The organism is Nonomuraea sp. NPDC004354, assembly GCF_053602555.1.
Genome location: NZ_JBSGDV010000018.1, coordinates 183,048 through 201,712, shown reverse-complemented (window position 1 = coordinate 201,712; position 18,665 = coordinate 183,048). Strand labels below are relative to the sequence as shown.

The window sequence follows — 18,665 nt, the reverse complement described above, 5'->3', positions numbered from 1 at the left end:
CATCTCCTCCAGCTAAAAGTAGCTTGCGCTGTCTTATGCTAGTTGAAGCTAGCATAAGAAGGTATGCCGCCGCTTGTGCAGCTCCTGTCCCGAAAGGGCGCGGAAGGGAAACAACGGGACCGCGATGACGCCCTGATCCGTGACATACGGCGAGGTGTGCGGATCCAAGGGCTTGCGTGCCGTCGGGTCGTGGCGGTCGACGCAGCCGATGAGCAGGTTCCCGGTGTTGCCGGAGAAGGTGACCTGGTCGATCTCGAAGGCAGTCTCTGGATGCAGCCAGCGTCCCGCCAGGGCCCAAGGGGCGCCGGCCGGCTCACACCACGCGGGGTGCCAGGGGTCGTGCTGGGCATCGGCCAATTCGGCGGGCAGCGACGCCGGTGTGGTCGCGCCGGGGCTGGACGACTTCTCGCCCCACAGCAGCAGGTCTTGGCCGTCGGTCAGATGCGCCGTGATGGCCGCGATGTGCTGGGCCGGCCGGGTACCTGCCCAGGTGAACTCCTCGGCGAGCCAGGTGGCGAGCAGGGTGTGGCAGTGCGCCCGCCATGACGGCACGTCGAAATCAGCGGGATGGCTGGAGGCCGGTTCGCGCAGGCCGAGCGGTGCGGCTCTGGCCGACTTGACCGACGACGGCTGGGGATGCGGCGTAGGGACCGCGGGCATGGAGAGTCTCCAGTGGTTGCGCAGGTCCGGCGGATCGCGCCTGGGGGAGCGTCCCATGGTCGCGCCCATCTTCCGGCCGGCGCCCGGGTGGATCGGTCGCCACCGTAATTTGATCACCTTACGTCTGGTGTTGGCCACGAGCCCAAACCGGCATATATCGAACGCTTGTACGATGGCGGGGTGATTCTCGCGCCTGGCATGTGCTCGCGGTGGCATCGCGTGCCGCGGCCGATGCTGCAATACGCGGTCGGCGACCACGTCACCCGGTTCAAGAAGGTGACTGCTCGGCCCGCGAGGCTGGGAGGTCCTCGTCTACTTCCACAGCGGCGGCGATCGTTTCGGCGTGTGGCTGATACATCAGGCGGCCGCGATACGGCCTGTCGACGAGCCGACTTTCGGGCCGCCCTCCTGGCTGTGAAGTGGGCCGTCGCGCGCTTCCGGCCTTGCGGGCTGCGCCGCTGCCATAGCCTGCAAGCAGGCGATGAGAGGTGGTATCGGTGGAGCGTCCGACTTGTTGAAACGGCTGGCCAGCCGAGGGTCCCGCGAACGATCGGCGGGATCTCGGACGCGCTGAGCGGCGCCCGCCGTGCTCAGTTCTTCGCCGAACTGATGAGCGCCGAGCAGGGCCCCGAACTGGACAGCGTGCTGAACGCCTGGTGGGGCCGCGCGATACTCGACCCCGACCCTGACCGCGACAGCATCCACCAGGCGGCGGAGACGGGCAGCCTGCCGACGTCCAGCATGGACGAGATCCGGCGCCGCCGGCAGGAACGCGCCTTGTAGGCGGGTGTCAGGGGCGGTAGTCGAGGTGGATGAGTTCCGGCGGGAGGCTGGGTAGCGGTACGCCGCGCAGCCGCATGGTCTCGCGCCGGTCTGCGATCCGTTCGGCTGCGTGTTCGGCCTGCTGGGTGTGGAGGTGGGCGGTGAGCGGCCGAGCCGGACGCCTGACGCCTTCGCCACCTCGACGCCTTCCGGCATCCGATCGTCGCGCCAGACGTGAAGCCGCCGGTGCCGCGGCCCGGTCGGCGGCGTCCGAGGAGGGGCAGGCGGCCAGGGACCGGCAGGTGGCGGCCCATAGCTTGCCGCGATCAAAGCGTCGAACGTTTCGCGCAGCCACTGATCGTCGGCGCAGATCAGCTCCGCGAACTCACCGTCCACGCGCCGCGTGGCCAGGTCCTGCACGTCGATCCCTCCCCGGAAACCTCTGATAGCGCTGCCAGGTCATCGACCGATACACTTTTTCTATAGCCAATGCTGCAAGAATCTGTCAAGCTCCTTCTTCGCGCACCCGGCGAGTGGCCGCCGTACCAGGAAGTGATCATGTCGGTTGAACGGCTCGACGATCTGGACTACCCCGCCTACACCACCGGCCAGGCTGCCCAGGTGCTCGGCGTGCAGCAGGCGTTCCTGCGGGGGCTGGACTCCGCCGGGGCGGTACGGCCGGACCGCTCGGCTGGCGGGCACCGCCGCTACAGTCGCCGCCAGCTTGTGTTCGTGATGCGCATCCGAGAGCTGTTCGACCAGGGCCACTCCCTGGCCTCCACCTTGCGGATCCTGTCACTGGAGGACGAGCTGGCGGTGGCCCGCGCCCACATCGGCCGGCTCCAGGATCTGGCACGCGGCCTGGAGGTGGCCGCGGCCGAAGCAGTCGCATCGGACCCCGCGGAGAGTCACCCGCAGGGGATTTGACAATTGGCCACTAAGATTATCTACAATCTCTCTTAGAGGTTTTCCTCTGTGGCAGAGCAGGCATCCCTGGGTGCCGTCGGCCCCGGGGGATCTTCGGAGGTGAGCACGATGCTGCTGACGTCGATCGACCCGTTCGTGCAGGAGTTCGAGCGTCAGTTCGACCGGCTGACCCGCCAGGCCGCCGCCGAGGGCGCCGGCGCGGTGATGCCGATGGACGGAATCCGCCGCGCCGACGACGTGGTGCTGCGGTTCGATCTGCCCGGCATCGACCCCGACTCCATCGAGGTCACCGTCGACCGCGGGGTGCTCTCGGTCAGCGCCCGCCGCGAGGAGGAGCTCGGCCAGGACGAGCGCGTCTTCGTCCGCGAACGGGTGATGGGAGCCTTCACCCGCCGCGTCTACCTGTCCGAGCACCTCGACAGCGACAGGATCGACGCCGACTACACCAACGGGGTGTTGACCGTGCGCATCCCCGTGATGGAGAAGGCCAAGCCGCGCAAGGTGGAGATCAGCCGCGGCGACAGCAAAGCCATCAACGCCTGACCCGCTCCGGGGACGGGCCATGGCGCGGCACCGCCGCGCATGGTCCCGTGGCCCGCCCCCGGCCCGGAGGCCGATCGTCCACGCTGCCGCGCTCGCCAGGTCGCCGATCTTCTCCAGGTCCAGCACGCGGTACGGAACCCTGGCAGGAACCGTGGAACGCCGAGCCGGACTGACCCGAGACGGCCGGCCTTCCCGAGCTTTCACGCAGTGACCAAGGGATCGGGCGATGGCGAAGGACTTCTACCAGGTGCTGGGGGTCACCAGGACTGCCGGCCAGGAGGAGATTCAGCGTGCCTATCGCAGACTGGCCCGCCTCTACCACCCTGACGTCAATCGCGAGCCCGGCGCCGAGGAGCGCTTCAAAGAGATCTCCGAGGCCTACCGCGTCCTGGGGGACCCGGCGGCGCGCAGGCGCTACGACGCGGCCGGACAGAACTTCCAGCCGGCTTCAGCGGGCTGGGACCCCGGCATGCGGCCGCACGTACGGGTCCGGCGAGGAGCGCCGACGCCGGGGCCCGCCCCGGTCTGGACGACGGCTCCCGGTTTCGACGACCTGTTCGGCGACATGTTCGGCCACCGCCCGTACCAGGGATGGGCCCCCGCCGCAGGCGCCCATCAGGAGGCCGAGCTTGAGATCACCGTCGAGGAGGCCTACCACGGCGCCCGCCGTGTCCTCACCCTCGACGATCGCCACCGGATGGAGATCGTGGTTCCTCCCGGGTTCATCGGAGGCCAGCGCCTCCGAATCGCGGGGCAGGGCGGGCGCGGCAGGGCGGGAGCGCCGGACGGCGATCTCTTCCTCGTGGTGCGCGTCGCCGACCACCCGAAGTACCGGGTGCAGGGGCGCGACATCCACGTGGAGCTTCGTCTGGCTCCGTGGGAGGCCGCGCTGGGAGCCGTCGTGCCGGTGGACACCCCGGCCGGCCCAGAAATGATCAAGGTGCCGCCGGGCACCTCGAGCGGGCACCGTCTCCGGCTCCGCGGCCGTGGCCTGCCCAACCCCCAGGGAGCCCCCGGCGACCTGTACGCCGAGGCCCGGATCGTGGTCCCCAACTCGCTCAGCGAGGACGAGCGCCGCCTGTTCCAGCAGCTGGCGGCCAGAACCGGATTCGACCCGAGAAGGCAGCCGTGACCGCCGCACCGCAGCTGCCCCCTCTAGCCAAGTAGGGACCGTTGCCGGTGTGCCTGCCAGGGGTTTGCCCAGCCGGGAGGGCACGGCGCCGTCGACTGTGGCCACCTGATGGCAAATGTAACGGTTCGCGACAATTCGGGGCATAGAGATCAGTGGGGGTTGCGATGGGGTGTCTGACGGTGACGTGCAAAGACGAGGGCCACCGTGTTGTCGTCCGCCCGCTCGGGGAGCTCGACATGGCGACCGCTGACCTTCTGCAGGCGGTGCTAATGCCCAGCACCGGATGGCTCCCGCGCTGGTGGTGGACCTGAGCCAGGTGTCGTTCATGGACTGCTCGGGGCTGCGCGCACTGATGGCGATCAAGCAGCAGATCCTGCCCTACCGACGAGAGCATTCTCAACTACGGTGAGCTACTGACAGAACTTGTCGCCGACCACCGTCAACTTCTCGCCGCTCAGCGGCCGGGCCGGGGCGCCACGCGCGCCCGCGCATAGAGGGGCCCGAATAGTCCGAAAACCCTGGTCGCCGTGCCCGGGGTCCCGGTAGTAATCGCGGAAAATCCAACGGATGTACCCCTGACCTGCCCTGATGTGAGGGCGTCTCGATTTTCCGCCGTTGCTACCGGAACCTCCTTCAGCCGGAACCCGGGTCCGACATGGTCGCGGCCCGGTCGAGGCGGTCGCAGACCTCGCGCAGCACCGGGACCAGCTCCGGCGGATCCAGCACCTCGAAGTCGAACCCCTTCACCGCCACGTGCACCGCCAGCTCACGCAGCGAGTTCGAGCCGGCCGTGAACAGGCAGGTGCGCGCGTCCACGGCCTCCAGCCGTCCAGCGCCGGGCGACGTGCGCGGCGCCACCGCCTCCAGCGGGGCGTGGAAGAGGACGCGGGCCTGGTACGTGTACGGCGCCGAGGTGATGGCGTGCGAGACGTAGGCGGCCGCGTCCTCCTCGGGCGGCATGCGCGGCGTGAAGCGCGCCCCCGGTGGCCCGAGCGGCTCCTCGATCCGGTCGACCCGGAAGGTACGCCAGTCGTCCTTGGCCACGTCCCACGCCACCAGGTACCACCGGCGCGGGGTGTGCACCAGCCGGTGCGGCTCGACCTCGCGCGCGGTGACGCCGTCGCGCCCCCGGTAGCGCAGCCGCACCCGGCGCCGGTCGCGGCACGCCGTGGCGATCGCGGCCAGCAGATCGGCGCTGACCTCCGGATCGGCCGTCCCGGGCAGCGCCACGGTCGCCGCGCGGAACGCCTCCACCCGGTGCCGCAGCCGGGAGGGCAGGAGCTGCTGGAGCTTGGCCAGCGCCCGCACCGCACCCTCCTCCAGGCCGGCGACGCTGCCCGTCGCGGCCGTACGCAGGCTGATCGCCACCGCCACGGCCTCCTCGTCGTCGAGCAGCAGCGGCGGCAACGCGGCCCCCACCCCGAGCCGGTATCCGCCGGCCACACCCGGAGTGGCGTCCACCGGATAGCCCAGCTCGCGCAGCCGTTCGACGTCGCGCCGCACGGTGCGCAGGCCGACCTCCAGCCGGTCGGCGAGTTCGGCACCGGTCCAGTCCGTACGCGCCTGCAGGAGCGACAGCAGGCGCAGCAGCCGCGCGGAGGTTTCCAACATGGGCACCATTGTGGCCACGATTGGTGCCCAAACCTGACACCAATGGCCAATACCGTGACGGACATGACGAACGAGATCCAGCCCTACCGCGTCGAGATCCCGCAGGCCGACCGCGACGACCTGCACGAGCGGCTGCGCCGTACCCGCTGGGCCCCCGAGTTGCCCGGCACCGGGTGGGAGCGTGGCGTGCCGACCGGCTACCTGCGGGAGCTCGCCACCTACTGGGCCGACGGCTTCGACTGGCACGCCCAGGAGGCGGCGCTCAACGCGTACCCGCAGTTCACCACCACCGTGGACGGCGCGCAGGTGCACTTCCTGCACGTACGCTCCCCCGAGCCCGACGCCACCCCGCTCCTGCTGCTGCACGGCTGGCCCGGCTCGATCGTCGAGTTCCTCGACCTCATCGGCCCGCTCACCGACCCCGTGGCCCACGGCGGCGAGGCCGCCGACGCCTTCCACCTGGTGATTCCGTCGCTGCCGGGGTACGGCTTCTCCGGCCCGCTGCCCGGCACCGGCTGGACGGACGGCCGCACCGCCGCGGCGCTGGCGGAGCTGATGTCCAGGCTCGGCTACGACCGGTACGGCGTGCAGGGTGGCGACGTCAGCGCGTTCATCGCTCCGCTGGTAGGACGCGCCGCGCCGGACAGTGTCATCGGCGTGCACGTCAACGGCCTGCTCACGTTCCCCAACGGCGATCCGGCGATCATGGGCTCGCTGACCGAGGCCGAGCGTGGGCGGCTGGCCGGGATGAAGGAGTGGCAGGAGAAGCTGGGCGCGTACATGCAGGTCCAGGGCACGCGCCCGCAGACGGTTGCGGCCGCGCTGCACGACTCCCCCGCCGGTCAGCTCGCCTGGATCGTGGAGAAGTTCAAGGACTGGACGGACCCGGCCGCTGAGCTCCCCGAGGACGCGGTGGACCGGGACCGGATCCTCACCGACGTGAGCATCTACTGGTTCACCGGCACCGCAGGCTCGGCGGCTCACACCTACTACGAGCGGTTCAACGACTTCACCATGTGGGCGCCGAAGGAGCGCGGGACGGTGGCGACCGCGGTCGCGGTGTTCCCCACGGACTTCTCGGTCCGCCCGCTGGCCGACCAGGCGCACAACGTGGTGCGCTGGTCGGAGTTCGAGCGGGGCGGCCACTTCGCGGCCCTGGAGACCCCCGACCTGATGATCGCCGACCTCCGGGCGTTCTTCCGGAGCCTGGGCTAACCGGACAGCAGGGGTCCGCGAGTGCCCCGCGCGTGGCGGCCAGCTTCGAGGAGGTTGACCTTGACGTGCGGGTCAGGAGTTACGGTCTCGGCGCTCTTGCGACCACACGCCCGAGGAACGCCCATGATCCCCGCGCCGCGAAGCCAGCGAGCTGTCACCAACCGCCACCATTCGCGACCTTTCACTACGATGATCGCGGCCCATGACGGGCGGCGGGTTCGTGTCGCCGAAACACGCGAGTAGTGCGGATGCAGCCGAATCCGGCGATGATCGCCGGCATCCTGGCGCTGCTCACCGCTGGCATGCTCGTCTGGTTCGCGCTCTACAACGTCGTCTACGCCAACGGGCCGACCGGTCTCTGGTCCAGCCTGGTGGTGGAGAACGTGCTCGGCGGCGTCATCTGTCCTGACACGCGCGGCCCCGCCCTCCACGAGGTTCCCGGGGTGGCGCTGACCTTCCGGATGGTCCTCCCGGTCGCGCGCCCGCGCGTGAGGGAGCGGGAGGCTGTGGGGTCAGGGAAGCCGGCGGGGTTGCGCGGGAGGGACCGGCGCTCGGCGGGTCCGCGCGAGCAGTTCTTCGGCGCTGGGGTTTCGGGATCAGGGACGTCGTTGCTGTCTGGCGAAGAATTCGAGGAGTTCGGGGGCCAGGGCGTGGGCGGCCACGTCGTGGGACTGGTTCGGGAGGAGTCGGTGGCAGGCGGCGGGGATGGTGCGGGCTACGGCGGTTCCGGCGTTGCGCATCCAGGCGGGGCTGTCACCGCCGTCGAGGACGAGTGTGGGCTGGGTGAGCGTGGCGGCGACGGTGGGGAGGCGGTTTCCTGGCCGCATGATCTCGGCCTCGTAGGCGAGGGTGCGGGCGATGGCTTCGAGGTGCGTCCAGGTGGGATGGGTCCGCATGGCGGCGACCGCGTCGGCGGGGACCTCTGCGGCCTGGACCATGAACAGCTCGACCGCGTCGCCCGGCCGTCCCGCCTCGATCAGGGCGGTGAGGCGCGAGGCGAAGTCGTCCGGCAGGTAGGGAGCGGTCGGGTCGACGTGGTACGGCGGCTCCCACAGGGCCAGGCAGGTGATCGCGGGCAGTTGGGCCGCGGCCTCCAGCGCCAGTGCGGCGCCGGAGGACCCGCCGAAGACCATGGCGCTGCCGCCCGTCGCCGTGATGACGGCGGCAAGGTCCTCGATCTCTCGCTGGACGGCGTAGGGGCGGGTGTCCCCGCTGCCGCCGCGGCCACGGCGGTCGTAGTTGACCACCGTGAACCAGGGCGAGAGGGCTCGGGCGACCTCGGCGAGCGTTGGGTGGGACCGGTCGGTGACCGCGCCATGGACGAGGACGACCACCGGTCCCGAGCCGAGGCGGTCGAACACGATGCTCGTGCCGTCGGCCGACGTCGCGGTCCCGGTGACCATGGTGGGGGTCGTCACGTCAGTTGCTCGGCGCGGCGATGCACAGCGCGGACCAGTGGTGGCCGTCGGGGTCGGCGAAGTGACGCTGGTAGCGCCCGCCCGCGGTGACGGGCTCGCCGAGCTCCTCGGCTCCTGCGGCCACGGCCTTGCCGATCAGCTCGTCCACCTGCCCTTGGTCGTCGAGGCCGAGGACCAGGATCGCCTGGGTGGTCTTGGCCGGGTCAGCGACCTCGTTTCTGGCGTAGCCTGCGAAGGTCGGCTCGGCCAGCAGCATGACCTGGGTGCGCTCGCTGATGATCACGGACGCCATGTCGTCGGCCATGCCGAAGTGCTCGAAGCCGAGCGCGGTGTAGAAGGCCTTGGAGCGGTGGAGGTCCTTGACGGCGAGGTTCACGAACAGGGCGGGACCGGACATTGTCGGTCTCTCTTTCTTCCGGGGTCTCCTTGTGGCCTCCAGTGTGCTGATCGGCCGATCGCCCGGCTTGTCGCCGCGTGCCGGCCGCTTGACGATCCGTGCCGGGCCTCAGCCGCTCGGCGTCAGGCTCGCTCGGCGGTACTCGACCGGCGGCATCCCGTACGCCTGCCGGAACAATCGGCTGAAATGTGCCGGGTCGGGTAGTCCCCAGCGGGCCGCGATGCTGCTGACCGGCTGGCCGGCATTGGCCGGATCGGCCAGGTCGCGGCGGCAGCGTTCGAGCCTGCGGTGCCGGATCCACGCCGCGAGCGTGGTGTCCTGCGACGCGAACAGGCGGTGCAGGTACCGCAGTGAGACGTGGTGCGCCGCCGCGACCGTCGCGGGACCGAGGCCGGCGTCGCCCAAGTGCTGCTCGATGAAGGTGTGGACGCGCCGCAGCAGCACCTGTTCGCGGGTCTCCGGCTCGAGCGCCGCGAGCTGGGACGCCTGCTCGGCGACGGTGGCGGCCAGCAGGTCCATCACCACCGTGGACAGCCGGGCCGCGCTGGCCGGCTGGTAGGTCTCCACGTCGCGGGCCACTCGAGCCAGCAGCGGCGCCGCCAACGCCGCCGTGCCGCCGCTTCCAGAGATCGCGACGGCGGTGAGCCGAGCGACCGGATCCGCGGGCACGGCCAGCATCTCGCGCGTGAAGCTGAAGACGGCCAGCTCCACCGTCGTGTCGTAGACCAGCTCATAAGGCCGGGAGAAATCGTAGATGGCAAGGTCCCCCGCCCCCAACCGCGCCGCGCGGCCGTCCTGTTCGACCAGGATGGTCCCGGATACGGGCATCACCACCCGGTAGAGCTCCGGGCTCTCCTTCCGGATCAAGCCTGGCGTCCGCAGAACGCGGTGCGGCGTCGTGGTCTGGACCCTGCCGATGCCGACCGGACCGAGCTGGGCCGCCTCGATCTGCCCCTGCAGGGCGACGTTTCGATCCATCCGCACGTCCAGCGGCCCGAGGATGTCGCACACGACGCTCAACCAGGCATCCACCCGCTGCGCGGCGGGCACATCGCTTGCCCGGATCAGAACGGCCAACCCACCTCCCGCCATTCCGGAAGATCATAGAGCGCGACCACGATCGATCGAAAGGCCATGATCCAGACAACCCGCCGTTCTGGCTGACCTGGAGGCCGCCGTCGCCGACGCCGCTGGCCTGCTCGCAGGCGCCGGGTGCGCGGCGGCCCGGGCAGGGCGGGCAGCGGGTCAGCTGTTCGCGCGGATGGTCTGGTTGATCCAGTCGGTGTAGGCGCTCACGTTGGTGTACAGGCCGGGGCCTTCGGCGCAGGAGGGGCTCGGGGCGCCGGGGCCGGAGGTGACGCCGATGAGCTCCCAGCGACCGCCGCGGCCGCGCTGGATCTGCGGGCCGCCGGAGTCGCCGTTGCAGGCCATGGCCTTGGGCGTGCGGCTGATGGTGCACAGGCGGGTGTCGGAGGCGTAGCCGGGTCCGCATTCGGAGATCGCGCCGCGGCGGGTCTCCAGCTGGCGCAGCTTCTTGGCCATCTTCCACTCGTCCGGGTTCTTGCTGAACGTGGTGATGCCGAAGCCGATGATGCGGGTGGGGGTGCCGGGCTTGCCGGCCTGCCGGGCGATCGGGACGGGCTTGACGGAGACGGGCTTGTCCAGGCGGATCAGCGCGAGGTCGGCGGTGTTGTACGGCGCCTTGTCCGTGCCCTGGGCGTAGCGGGGGTGGGTGATCGCTTGGGCGATCCTGCGGACGGTGCCGCCGGACTTGCGCTGGTCGCTGCCGATGCGGACGGTGCCCTTCACGATCGAGCCGATCTCCATGTCGACGCAGTGCGCCGCGGTGACCACCCACTGGGGGTTGATCAGGGCCGCACCGCAGTTGCCGTCCTTGAGGCCCAGGGCGGGCGCCGTGATGGGGATGGAGGCCATGAAGCCGTAGGACTCGGTGGGCTTGGTGCCGTTGATGATCGCTCCGGCGCTGCCGGCCGTCGCCGCGAGGCAGGCCGCGCCGGCCAGGGCGACGACGGCGGAACGGGACATGGCGCGGTGGAACGACTTCTTGCCAATCACGGGGGAGAAACCCTTCAGTGGAAGATTGAGACGTTATAAAGCTAGATGTCCGTCTTTTCCTGGGGGATCACGTCAGCACGCCAACATGGGGTAGGGGTAACCCCACCTGACCAGGGCGGACATCACGGCTCGTGTGGACCGAGGTGGCGGGGTCAGTCACGCTCCCGTAGGGGGGTCCATGAGAATCCTCGCCCTTGGCGGACCCGGAGCGATGGGGCGGGTCGTGGTGCGCGAAGCGGCCGGTCTTGCCGGGGTCCGGGAGGTCGTCGTCGCCGACCGGGACCTGCATGCGGCGCGAGCACTGGTCAAGGATCTGGAAGGCGGCCCGGTACGGCTCGACGCCCGTCAGGTCGACGTCACCGACGAGGGCGCCCTTGCCGCCGCGCTGGCCGAGGCCGACCTCGTGGTCAACACCGTCGGACCGTACTACCGGTTCGGCCCCCTGGTCCTGCGGGCTGCGATCGCTGGCCGTACCCATTACCTGGACATCTGTGACGACTGGGAGCCCACCCTGGAGATGCTCGACCTCGACGCCGAGGCCCGCGCGGCGGATGTGTGCGCGGTGATCAGCATGGGCGCCACAGGCAGGGTCGTGCCGCGGTGGCCGTCTCTGGCCAGGATCTGCTCACTGCTGGAGGGTCTGACTGCGGTCGATGAGATCCAGCACCGCGTCCCTCATCTCGCGGAGGACGGCGACGGTCTCCGCGGCGGCCGCGGCGATGGCCTGCTCACCGGGTGCGGTGTCGGGCTCGAGCAGCCGGGCGACGGTGTCGGCGAGAACCTTGTCGGGATCGTCGACGCCGGGCACCGCGGTGGCCGGGTCGGACATCGCGGTGCCGAACCCGGTGAGCAGGGCGTGTACGGTGTACGTCTGCTCCGGCAGGGGACGGTCGTGGCGGACCAGTCCGTGCCGGTGCACGATCGGCATTCCCATCTCGCACATGGCGCTGGGTGTGGTGCGGGCGAACAGCTCGCGGTCGCCGGTCTGCTGGGTGAGCAGCCGCAGCAGCTCGGTGTCGCCGCTGTGCAGGCGGCGCGCCAGCGGGAGTTTCAACCCGGTGCGGATCAGCAGCGGGGCGAAGCGGCGCGGCAGCACGACGGCGGGGTCGGCGGTGATGCGGGCGATGATCTCGTCCAGGAAGGTCAGCACGTCGCGTGCGAACAGCCCGAGGATGAGGTCTTCCTTGGCGGGCCAGTACAGGTAGACGGTGCCCTTGCCGACCCCTGCCACCCGGGCGATCTCGCTGACGGTGACCTTGCGCACGCCATGGTCGAGCACCAGCTCGCGTGCGCTGTCCAGGATGCGGGCGGCCTTACGCGAGTGGCGCTCGATCAGCTGGCTCACCGGGGCGGTCCTCTTCTCCCGTGCTCGGGTTCCATCGGGCTGGAATCGGGTCAGGCGGCGGCGATGTCCAGCTGTTTGTTGTTCATGTCGGGGCCGTTCACCATCTTGCCTATGGCCGGGCCGATGACCGGCGCGTGCATGAGGCGGACCATCACGCTGCGCATGATCTGCTCCTTGCGGTCATGCGGGGTGAGCAGCCGGCGCATGACCAGCGCGCTCTTCTGCTCGGTGTGGATGAACGGCCGCATCCGGTCCTCCCACGCGCGCAGCGCGCCGGACAGGTCGCCGGGGTGGCGCTGCAGCATGGTGCCCAGGAGTTCGCCGCCGGCGATGCCGCTGGAGGCGCCCATGCCCGCGTACAGGGTAACGCACCATGCGGCGTCACCGATCAAGACGACCCGGCCGCGGTGCCAGCGCGGCATCCTGACCTGGTGCACCGAGTCGAACAGGAAGTCCGGGGCCTGCTCGAACGCCGTGAACAAGCGCTCCAGCAGCGGGCCGGGGGGCTGCGGGCCGAACGCGGCCCTGATGGACTCGATCGGCGGGCGCGCGAACTCGGCGTCCGTGTCATCGGTGCGGTAGGAGAACAGCAGGCCCGGCGTGTGGTCGCGGAAGGAGAAGATCCACGCAGAGCGTCCCGGCTCGGCCAGGACGAGGCCCTCGTCCTGGGTGAAGCCCTCTATGGACTCCTTCAGGACGGTCGCACCGATCATGTAGTTCAGCGGATGCAAATGGTTCTGGGAGCCGAAGACCAGCTCACGCACGGTGGAGCGCATCCCGTCGGCGCCCACCACCAGGTCGAAACGTTCGGTGACGACGGCGCCGGAGGCGGTGTCGTGCAGGGTGACCGTCGCGGCGGAATCGTCCTGCGTGATGCGGGTCGGCACGGTGGAGTAGCGGATCTCCACATCGTCCGGCAGCGCGGAGAACAGCGCCTGCTCGATGTCGCCGCGCACCACCAGCCGGGGTTTGCCAGGCAGGTCGGCCGGGCTCATGCCGGGGCTACGGCGCCCGGCCCGGTTCACCTCGTAGGTGGTGAGTTGCGGGCTCCTGCGGTCACCGATCGCCTCCAGCACGCCCAACCGGCGGGCGGAGGCGATACCGGTGCCGAACAGCATGATGAAGTACCCGCTCGAACGGCGCGCGGGCGCCCGCTCCACCAGTACCGGCTCCCAACCCACTTCCCGCAGCCGCAGCGCGGTGGCGATGCCCGCTATCCCGAGACCGACCACCAGAGCCCGGCCATGTCTGACTGTGCCCGTCATGACGACTTCCTTCCTGTCGTGTCGTCCATGACGCTACTGAACGAACTGACCAATTCAGTTCGTTTGGTCAGTTTGTGGTGGAGGCCACACGGGCGAACCTCCCGCACCGGGAAGACAGGAGTGTCAGAGGGTCGTCGCCATCGGCCTCCGGCGGGCTGTTCTGCGCGGGGCCAAGACTCCCCTCGGGTGTAAAGGCGTGCCGAAGCCGGCCGGATGGTCGGTCGCGGGCGGAGGCGGCCGGCGGGGGAGCGGCCGTCCTCCGCGGAAACAGCGGCAGTACCCGCACAAGCGGAAACAGCGGCAGTACCCGCACAAGCGGAAACAGCGGCAGCGCCAGCACAAGCGGAAACAGCGGCAGCGCCAGCGCAACCCGCGATCAGCGCCCCGGGTCCGAGCCGGGCGACGGATCCGGGGCGTGTGCAGGCGCTGCGGGCTGGGGCCGGGCCGGCCCGCAGCGGGCTGCCGGTTCTCCCTGGACGCCGAGGGGACCAGAGTGGCGGGGACAGGCGCGCAGCTCACCCCCCGGCTTCGCGCGAGCTGCGCGAGCCGGTCACGTGATGGGCGTTATGGGGGTGCTATCCCACCCCGATCCACGTCCACATGCCCCGCTGGCGGTGCTGGTCCACCGGGCACCACAGCAGGTACCGGCCATGCTTCAGGGTGACCGTGAGCGCTGTCCGTCCTCCAGGTGGGACGATCATGGAGGTGCGGCTGACGCCGGGTCCCCTGATCGACAGGCCGTGTGGGTGCGAGCCCACGTTCTTGATCCTGAAGGTGACGCTTCCGGGCCTGAAGCGCCACCTCGAGAGCGCGATGAAGTAGTTTCCTTCCCTCACCTTGACGACAGAAGTGTCAGCGGCGCTCGCCGTGACGTGGGGCGCTGCCACGGCGGCCGTGCCGCCGGCCGTCAGTGTCAGCGCGGTGGAGGCCAGTACTGCCGCCAGACAGTACGTGCCTCTGGAACGATGAACAGCGAACATGATCGCCATCCCTTCATCGCCGTACCACCGATGTCGGCCATGGCGCAGGCCTCCATCACCTCTCCACGCATACGGAGCGCCAACCCCACGAAAGTCTCTGAGGGTCGTACAGCATTCACCATTTCGGCGAGACCAATTCTTTCCTTTTCAACAAGATCCGGCCGTGGCCACGGCGCAGCGGACCGCGAACGTCCCGGCGGCGGTCCGCACCGGGACTTGGGCGCGCGCGGGCCAGACAGAGGAGGTTAGGCGCGGCAGACCGGGGCAAAACTTGCATTATGGCAGGTGGGGGATGGTTCTCCCGATGGCCGGTGCTGCGGCAGCTTCGGGGAGAGGACGGCAGGAGCGACGCCGCGCGCTCGGCGCGCACCGACGCGCTGAGGCCGCGCACCGAGGAGGCGGACACGGTCGCCCGCTCGGTCTGCCCCTACTGCGCGGTCGGCTGCGGCCAGCTCGTCTACGTCAAGGACGGCCGGGTCAGCCAGATCGAGGGCGACCCCGACTCCCCGATCTCGCGCGGCAGGCTGTGCCCCAAGGGCTCGGCCAGCAAGCAACTCGTCACCCATCCGGGCCGTCAGACGCACGTGCTGTACCGCAGGCCGTACGGCACGCGGTGGGAGCGGCTCGACCTCGGCACCGCGATGGAGATGATCGCCGAGCGGGTGCTGACGACGCGGCGGGACACCTGGCAGCAGACCCATGAGGGCAAGGTCGTGCGCCGCACGCTGGGCATCGCCGGTCTGGGCGGGGCGACGCTCGACAACGAAGAGAACTACCTGATGAAGAAGCTCTACACCGCCCTCGGCGCGATCCAGGTGGAGAACCAGGCGCGTATTTGACACTCCTCCACCGTCCCCGGTCTGGGGACCAGCTTCGGGCGTGGCGGCGCGACGACCTTCCAGCAGGATCTGGCTCGTGCGGACTGCATCGTCATCCAGGGTTCCAACATGGCCGAATGCCATCCGGTGGGCTTCCAGTGGGTGGTGGAGGCCAGGGCGCGCGGAGCGAAGGTCTTCCACGTGGACCCGCGCTTCACCCGGACCAGCGCGCTGGCCGACCGGCACCTGCCGATCCGCGCGGGCAGCGACATCGTGCTGCTCGGCGCCCTGGTCAACCATGTCCTCGGCAACGAACTGGACTTCCGCGAGTACGTGCTGGCCTACACCAACGCCGCGAACCTCGTGTCCGAGGACTTCCAGGACACCGAGGATCTCGACGGGCTGTTCTCCGGCTTCGATCCTGAGACGTGCTCGTACGACCCGAAGAGCTGGTCGTACGAGGGCCCGGCCGAGCACGCGCCGGGGGAGACCCTGGAGGGCGGCCTGCACCACGCCGCGGCGGCAGGGGCGGACCGGTACGGCTCCAGCGGGGCCGCCGCGCACCCCAGCCCGCCGACGGACCCGACGCTGCGCCACCCGCGCTGCGTCTACCAGATCCTCAGACGGCACTTCGCCCGCTACACCCCGCAGCTGGTGGAGCAGCTCTGCGGCATCTCGCCGGAGGACTTCGCCGAGCTCGCCGACGCGGTCACCGCCAACTCCGGCCGGGAGCGCACCACCGCGTGGGTGTACTCCGTCGGCTGGACCCAGCACACGGTGGGCGCGCAGTACATCCGCACCGCCGCGATCCTCCAGCTGCTCCTGGGCAACATCGGCCGCCCCGGCGGCGGCATCCTGGCGCTGCGCGGGCACGCGAGCATCCAGGGCTCGACCGACATCCCGACGCTGTTCAACATCCTGCCGGGCTACCTGGCCATGCCCCACGCCCACCGGCACACGGGCCTGGACGACTACCTGGCTCGCGAGGGAGGAGACACCGGCTTCTGGGGCAACCGGCGTTCCTACCTGGTGAGCCTGCTCAAGGCCTGGTGGGGAGAGGCGGCCACCGAGGAGAACGACTTCTGCTTCGACCACCTGCCGCGCCTGACCGGCGACCACGGCCACTACACCACGGTGATGGGCCAGATCGACGGGACGGTGAAGGGCTACTTCGTGGTGGGGGAGAACCCCGCGGTCGGCTCGTCCGGCGGCCGGGCCCAGCGCCTCGGCCTGGCCAACCTCGACTGGCTGGTGGTGCGCGACCTGACGCTGGTGGAGACGGCCACGTTCTGGCAGGACGGGCCGGAGCTCGAGACCGGGGAGATGCGCACCGAGGACATCGCCACCGAGGTGTTCTTCCTGCCCGCCGCGAGCCACGTGGAGAAGGAGGGCACCTTCACCAACACCCAGCGGCTCCTGCAGTGGCGGGAGAAGGCGCTCGACCCGCCCGGCGACTGCCGTAGCGACCTGTGGTTCTACTACCACCTCGGCAGGATTCTCAGGGAGCGGCTGACAGGGGACGAGATCGACCGGCCGCTGCGCGAGCTGACGTGGGACTACCCCGAGCACGGCGAGCACCGCGAGCCGTCGGCGGCGGCCGTGCTTCGCGAGATCAACGGTGTCGGCCCGGACGGCCGGGCGCTGTCGTCCCCCACCCAGCTCAGGCCCGACGGGTCCACCACGTGCGGCTGCTGGATCTACTGCGGCGTCTACGCCGGCGAGGTCAACCAGGCCGCCCGGCGCCGGCCCGGGAGGGAGCAGACGCCCGTGGCGCCCGAATGGGGCTGGGCCTGGCCGGCCAACCGGCGGATCCTGTACAACCGGGCTTCCGCCGACCCCGAGGGCCGTCCGTGGAGCGAGCGGAAGGCCTACGTCTGGTGGGACGCGGAGCGCGGTGAGTGGACCGGGCACGACGTGCCCGACTTCGAAAGGAACAAGCCGCCGGACTACGTGCCGCCCGAGGGCGCCAGGGCCGAGGCCGCGCTGTCGGGGACCGACCCGTTCATCATGCAGTCCGACGGGAAGGGCTGGCTGTACGTGCCGGCGGGCCTGGCCGACGGGCCGCTGCCCGCCCACTACGAGCCGCACGAGTCGCCGGTCCGCAACCCGTTGTACGGCCAGCAGGCCAACCCCGCGCGACGGACCTACCCGCGCGCGGTAAGCCCCTACAACCCGCCGCGGTCGCCGCGCTTCCCGTACGTGCTGACCACCTACCGGCTCACCGAGCACCACACGGCCGGCGCCATGAGCCGGCCGCTGGCCTACCTCGCCGAGCTGCAGCCTGAGCTGTTCTGCGAGGTGTCCCCCCTGCTCGCCGCCGAGCTCGGGCTGGCCAACGGCGACTGGGCCACGATCGTGACGAGCCGTACCGTGATCGAGGCCAGGGTGCTGGTCACCGGCCGGGTCCGGCCGCTGCGGATCCAGGGCGAGACGGTGCATCAGATCGGCCTGCCCTACCACTGGGGGTGGGGCGGTGGCGGCCTGGTGACCGGCGACGTCACCAACGACCTGCTGCCGCTGGTGCTCGACCCGAACGTCTACATCCAGGAGAGCAAGGCCATGACCTGCGACGTGCGTCCCGGCAGGCGGCCGAGGGGCCGGGCGATGCTCGACCTGCTGGAGGAGTACCGGCATGACTGAGCGGATGGGCTTCTTCACCGACACCAGCGTCTGCATCGGCTGCAAGGCCTGCGAGGTGGCCTGCAAGGAGTGGAACCAGCTGCCCGACGACGGGTTCGTGTTCGAAGCGACCTCCTACGACAACACCGGGCAGCTCGGGGCGAGCACCTGGCGCCACGTCGCCTTCATCGAGCAGACGCGCCCCGTGCGGACGAACGGGGGCGGGGACGGGGACGGCGACGGCGGCGTGGACCGCTGGCTGATGTCGTCCGACGTGTGCAAGCACTGCACCCACGCCGCCTGCCTGGACGTCTGCCCGACCGGCGCGCTGTTCCGGACCGAGTTCGGCACGGTGGTGATCCAGGAGGACATCTGCAACGGCTGCGGCTACTGCGTGCCGGCCTGCCCGTTCGGCGTGATCGACCGCAGGGAGGACGACGGGCGGGCCTGGAAGTGCACGATGTGCTACGACCGGCAGCGCGGGGGCCTCGAACCGGCGTGCGCCAAGGCATGCCCGACCGACTCGATCCAGTTCGGCCCGCTCGACGAGCTCCGGGAACGGGCCGCGGACCGGCTGGAGAGCCTGCACGCCGAAGGGCGCCCCGAGGCCAGGCTGTACGGCGAGAGCCCGGACGACGGCGTGGGCGGCGCGGGGGCGTTCTTCCTGCTGCTGGACGAGCCGGAGGTGTACGGCCTGCCCCCTGACCCGGTGGTGACCACCCGCGACCTGCCGTCCATGTGGCGCTGGGCGGGGGCCGCGGCGCTGTCCGTGGCAGGTGTGGTGGCGGTCGCCTTCTCGGGCGGCTTCTCGGGCGGCTTCGCGCGATTCCGTGACGGAGGGCGGCGGTGACGCGGGAGCGGTCGATGGTGCCGGAGGCCGAGTTCCGCTCGTACTAC

General features: G+C 70.4%; 17 protein-coding genes and 1 pseudogene. 9 read left to right on the top strand and 9 right to left on the bottom strand.

The features are described 5' to 3' along the window. Positions 1-48: 48 nt before the first annotated feature. The gene (locus tag ACWENQ_RS36515; RefSeq protein WP_452418308.1) at positions 49-660 is read right to left on the bottom strand and encodes a hypothetical protein; all 612 of its coding nucleotides are present in this window, start codon (positions 658-660) and stop codon (positions 49-51) included. A 609-nt stretch (positions 661-1,269) separates the two neighbouring features. Between ACWENQ_RS36515 and ACWENQ_RS36510 the strand changes: the two genes are divergently transcribed. The 5 genes from ACWENQ_RS36510 (at position 1,270) to ACWENQ_RS36490 (ending at position 4,433) form a co-directional block, all read left to right on the top strand. Further along, positions 1,270-1,443: a hypothetical protein gene (locus ACWENQ_RS36510; RefSeq protein WP_452418306.1), complete on the top strand. Its 174-nt coding sequence runs from the start codon at positions 1,270-1,272 to the stop codon at positions 1,441-1,443. Positions 1,444-1,980: 537 nt separating this feature from the next. After that, complete coding sequence (locus ACWENQ_RS36505) at positions 1,981-2,349, top strand: MerR family transcriptional regulator (RefSeq protein ID WP_452418305.1); 369 nt, start codon at positions 1,981-1,983, stop codon at positions 2,347-2,349. Positions 2,350-2,457: 108 nt separating this feature from the next. Further along, entirely contained in the window at positions 2,458-2,892 is a 435-nt protein-coding gene (locus ACWENQ_RS36500) for an Hsp20/alpha crystallin family protein (protein ID WP_452418303.1), read from the top strand. Positions 2,893-3,118: 226 nt separating this feature from the next. Next, on the top strand, positions 3,119-4,024 hold the full coding sequence (locus ACWENQ_RS36495; RefSeq protein ID WP_452418301.1) for a DnaJ C-terminal domain-containing protein: 906 nt from the start codon (positions 3,119-3,121) through the stop codon (positions 4,022-4,024). Positions 4,025-4,307: 283 nt separating this feature from the next. Then, on the top strand, positions 4,308-4,433 hold the full coding sequence (locus ACWENQ_RS36490; RefSeq protein ID WP_452418299.1) for an STAS domain-containing protein: 126 nt from the start codon (positions 4,308-4,310) through the stop codon (positions 4,431-4,433). 224 nt (positions 4,434-4,657) lie between these two features. On the opposite strand, the gene ACWENQ_RS36485 is transcribed toward ACWENQ_RS36490, so the two are convergent. Beyond that, on the bottom strand, positions 4,658-5,635 hold the full coding sequence (locus ACWENQ_RS36485; RefSeq protein WP_452418297.1) for a helix-turn-helix transcriptional regulator: 978 nt from the start codon (positions 5,633-5,635) through the stop codon (positions 4,658-4,660). A gap of 63 nt (positions 5,636-5,698) precedes the next feature. Here ACWENQ_RS36485 and ACWENQ_RS36480 point away from each other — a divergent pair, with 63 nt between their 5' ends. Continuing rightward, complete coding sequence (locus ACWENQ_RS36480) at positions 5,699-6,850, top strand: epoxide hydrolase family protein (RefSeq protein WP_449928538.1); 1,152 nt, start codon at positions 5,699-5,701, stop codon at positions 6,848-6,850. A gap of 596 nt (positions 6,851-7,446) precedes the next feature. On the opposite strand, the gene ACWENQ_RS36475 is transcribed toward ACWENQ_RS36480, so the two are convergent. From ACWENQ_RS36475 to ACWENQ_RS36460, 4 genes are all read right to left on the bottom strand, one after another. After that, positions 7,447-8,268 (bottom strand): alpha/beta fold hydrolase, encoded by an 822-nt coding sequence (locus tag ACWENQ_RS36475; protein WP_452418295.1) that lies wholly within the window; start codon positions 8,266-8,268, stop codon positions 7,447-7,449. A 1-nt stretch (position 8,269) separates the two neighbouring features. Continuing rightward, positions 8,270-8,665 carry a VOC family protein gene (locus tag ACWENQ_RS36470; protein ID WP_449928542.1) on the bottom strand — a complete coding sequence of 132 codons (396 nt, stop codon included), beginning with the start codon at positions 8,663-8,665 and terminating at the stop codon, positions 8,270-8,272. 108 nt (positions 8,666-8,773) lie between these two features. Then, positions 8,774-9,757: an AraC-like ligand-binding domain-containing protein gene (locus tag ACWENQ_RS36465; protein ID WP_452418293.1), complete on the bottom strand. Its 984-nt coding sequence runs from the start codon at positions 9,755-9,757 to the stop codon at positions 8,774-8,776. 153 nt (positions 9,758-9,910) lie between these two features. After that, positions 9,911-10,741 carry a S1 family peptidase gene (locus tag ACWENQ_RS36460; protein ID WP_452418291.1) on the bottom strand — a complete coding sequence of 277 codons (831 nt, stop codon included), beginning with the start codon at positions 10,739-10,741 and terminating at the stop codon, positions 9,911-9,913. Positions 10,742-10,919: 178 nt separating this feature from the next. Here ACWENQ_RS36460 and ACWENQ_RS36455 point away from each other — a divergent pair. Beyond that, positions 10,920-11,246: pseudogene (locus tag ACWENQ_RS36455) on the top strand (saccharopine dehydrogenase NADP-binding domain-containing protein); the annotation flags it as partial. 120 nt (positions 11,247-11,366) lie between these two features. Here the strand turns inward: ACWENQ_RS36455 and ACWENQ_RS36450 are convergent. The 3 genes from ACWENQ_RS36450 to ACWENQ_RS36440 form a co-directional block, all read right to left on the bottom strand. Further along, complete coding sequence (locus ACWENQ_RS36450) at positions 11,367-12,086, bottom strand: TetR/AcrR family transcriptional regulator (RefSeq protein WP_452418289.1); 720 nt, start codon at positions 12,084-12,086, stop codon at positions 11,367-11,369. Positions 12,087-12,136: 50 nt separating this feature from the next. Further along, complete coding sequence (locus ACWENQ_RS36445) at positions 12,137-13,351, bottom strand: FAD-dependent monooxygenase (RefSeq protein ID WP_452418287.1); 1,215 nt, start codon at positions 13,349-13,351, stop codon at positions 12,137-12,139. 575 nt (positions 13,352-13,926) lie between these two features. Next, positions 13,927-14,331: a hypothetical protein gene (locus ACWENQ_RS36440; RefSeq protein ID WP_449928568.1), complete on the bottom strand. Its 405-nt coding sequence runs from the start codon at positions 14,329-14,331 to the stop codon at positions 13,927-13,929. A gap of 278 nt (positions 14,332-14,609) precedes the next feature. Between ACWENQ_RS36440 and fdh the strand changes: the two genes are divergently transcribed. Together fdh and ACWENQ_RS36430 are read left to right on the top strand one after the other, a co-directional pair. Next, positions 14,610-17,789, top strand: coding sequence for a formate dehydrogenase (fdh, locus tag ACWENQ_RS36435; protein ID WP_452418285.1), 3,180 nt, complete (start codon positions 14,610-14,612; stop codon positions 17,787-17,789). Further along, positions 17,782-18,618 carry a 4Fe-4S dicluster domain-containing protein gene (locus ACWENQ_RS36430; RefSeq protein WP_452418284.1) on the top strand — a complete coding sequence of 279 codons (837 nt, stop codon included), beginning with the start codon at positions 17,782-17,784 and terminating at the stop codon, positions 18,616-18,618. The genes fdh and ACWENQ_RS36430 overlap by 8 nt, the downstream gene beginning before the upstream one ends. The last annotated feature ends 47 nt before the right edge of the window (positions 18,619-18,665 follow it).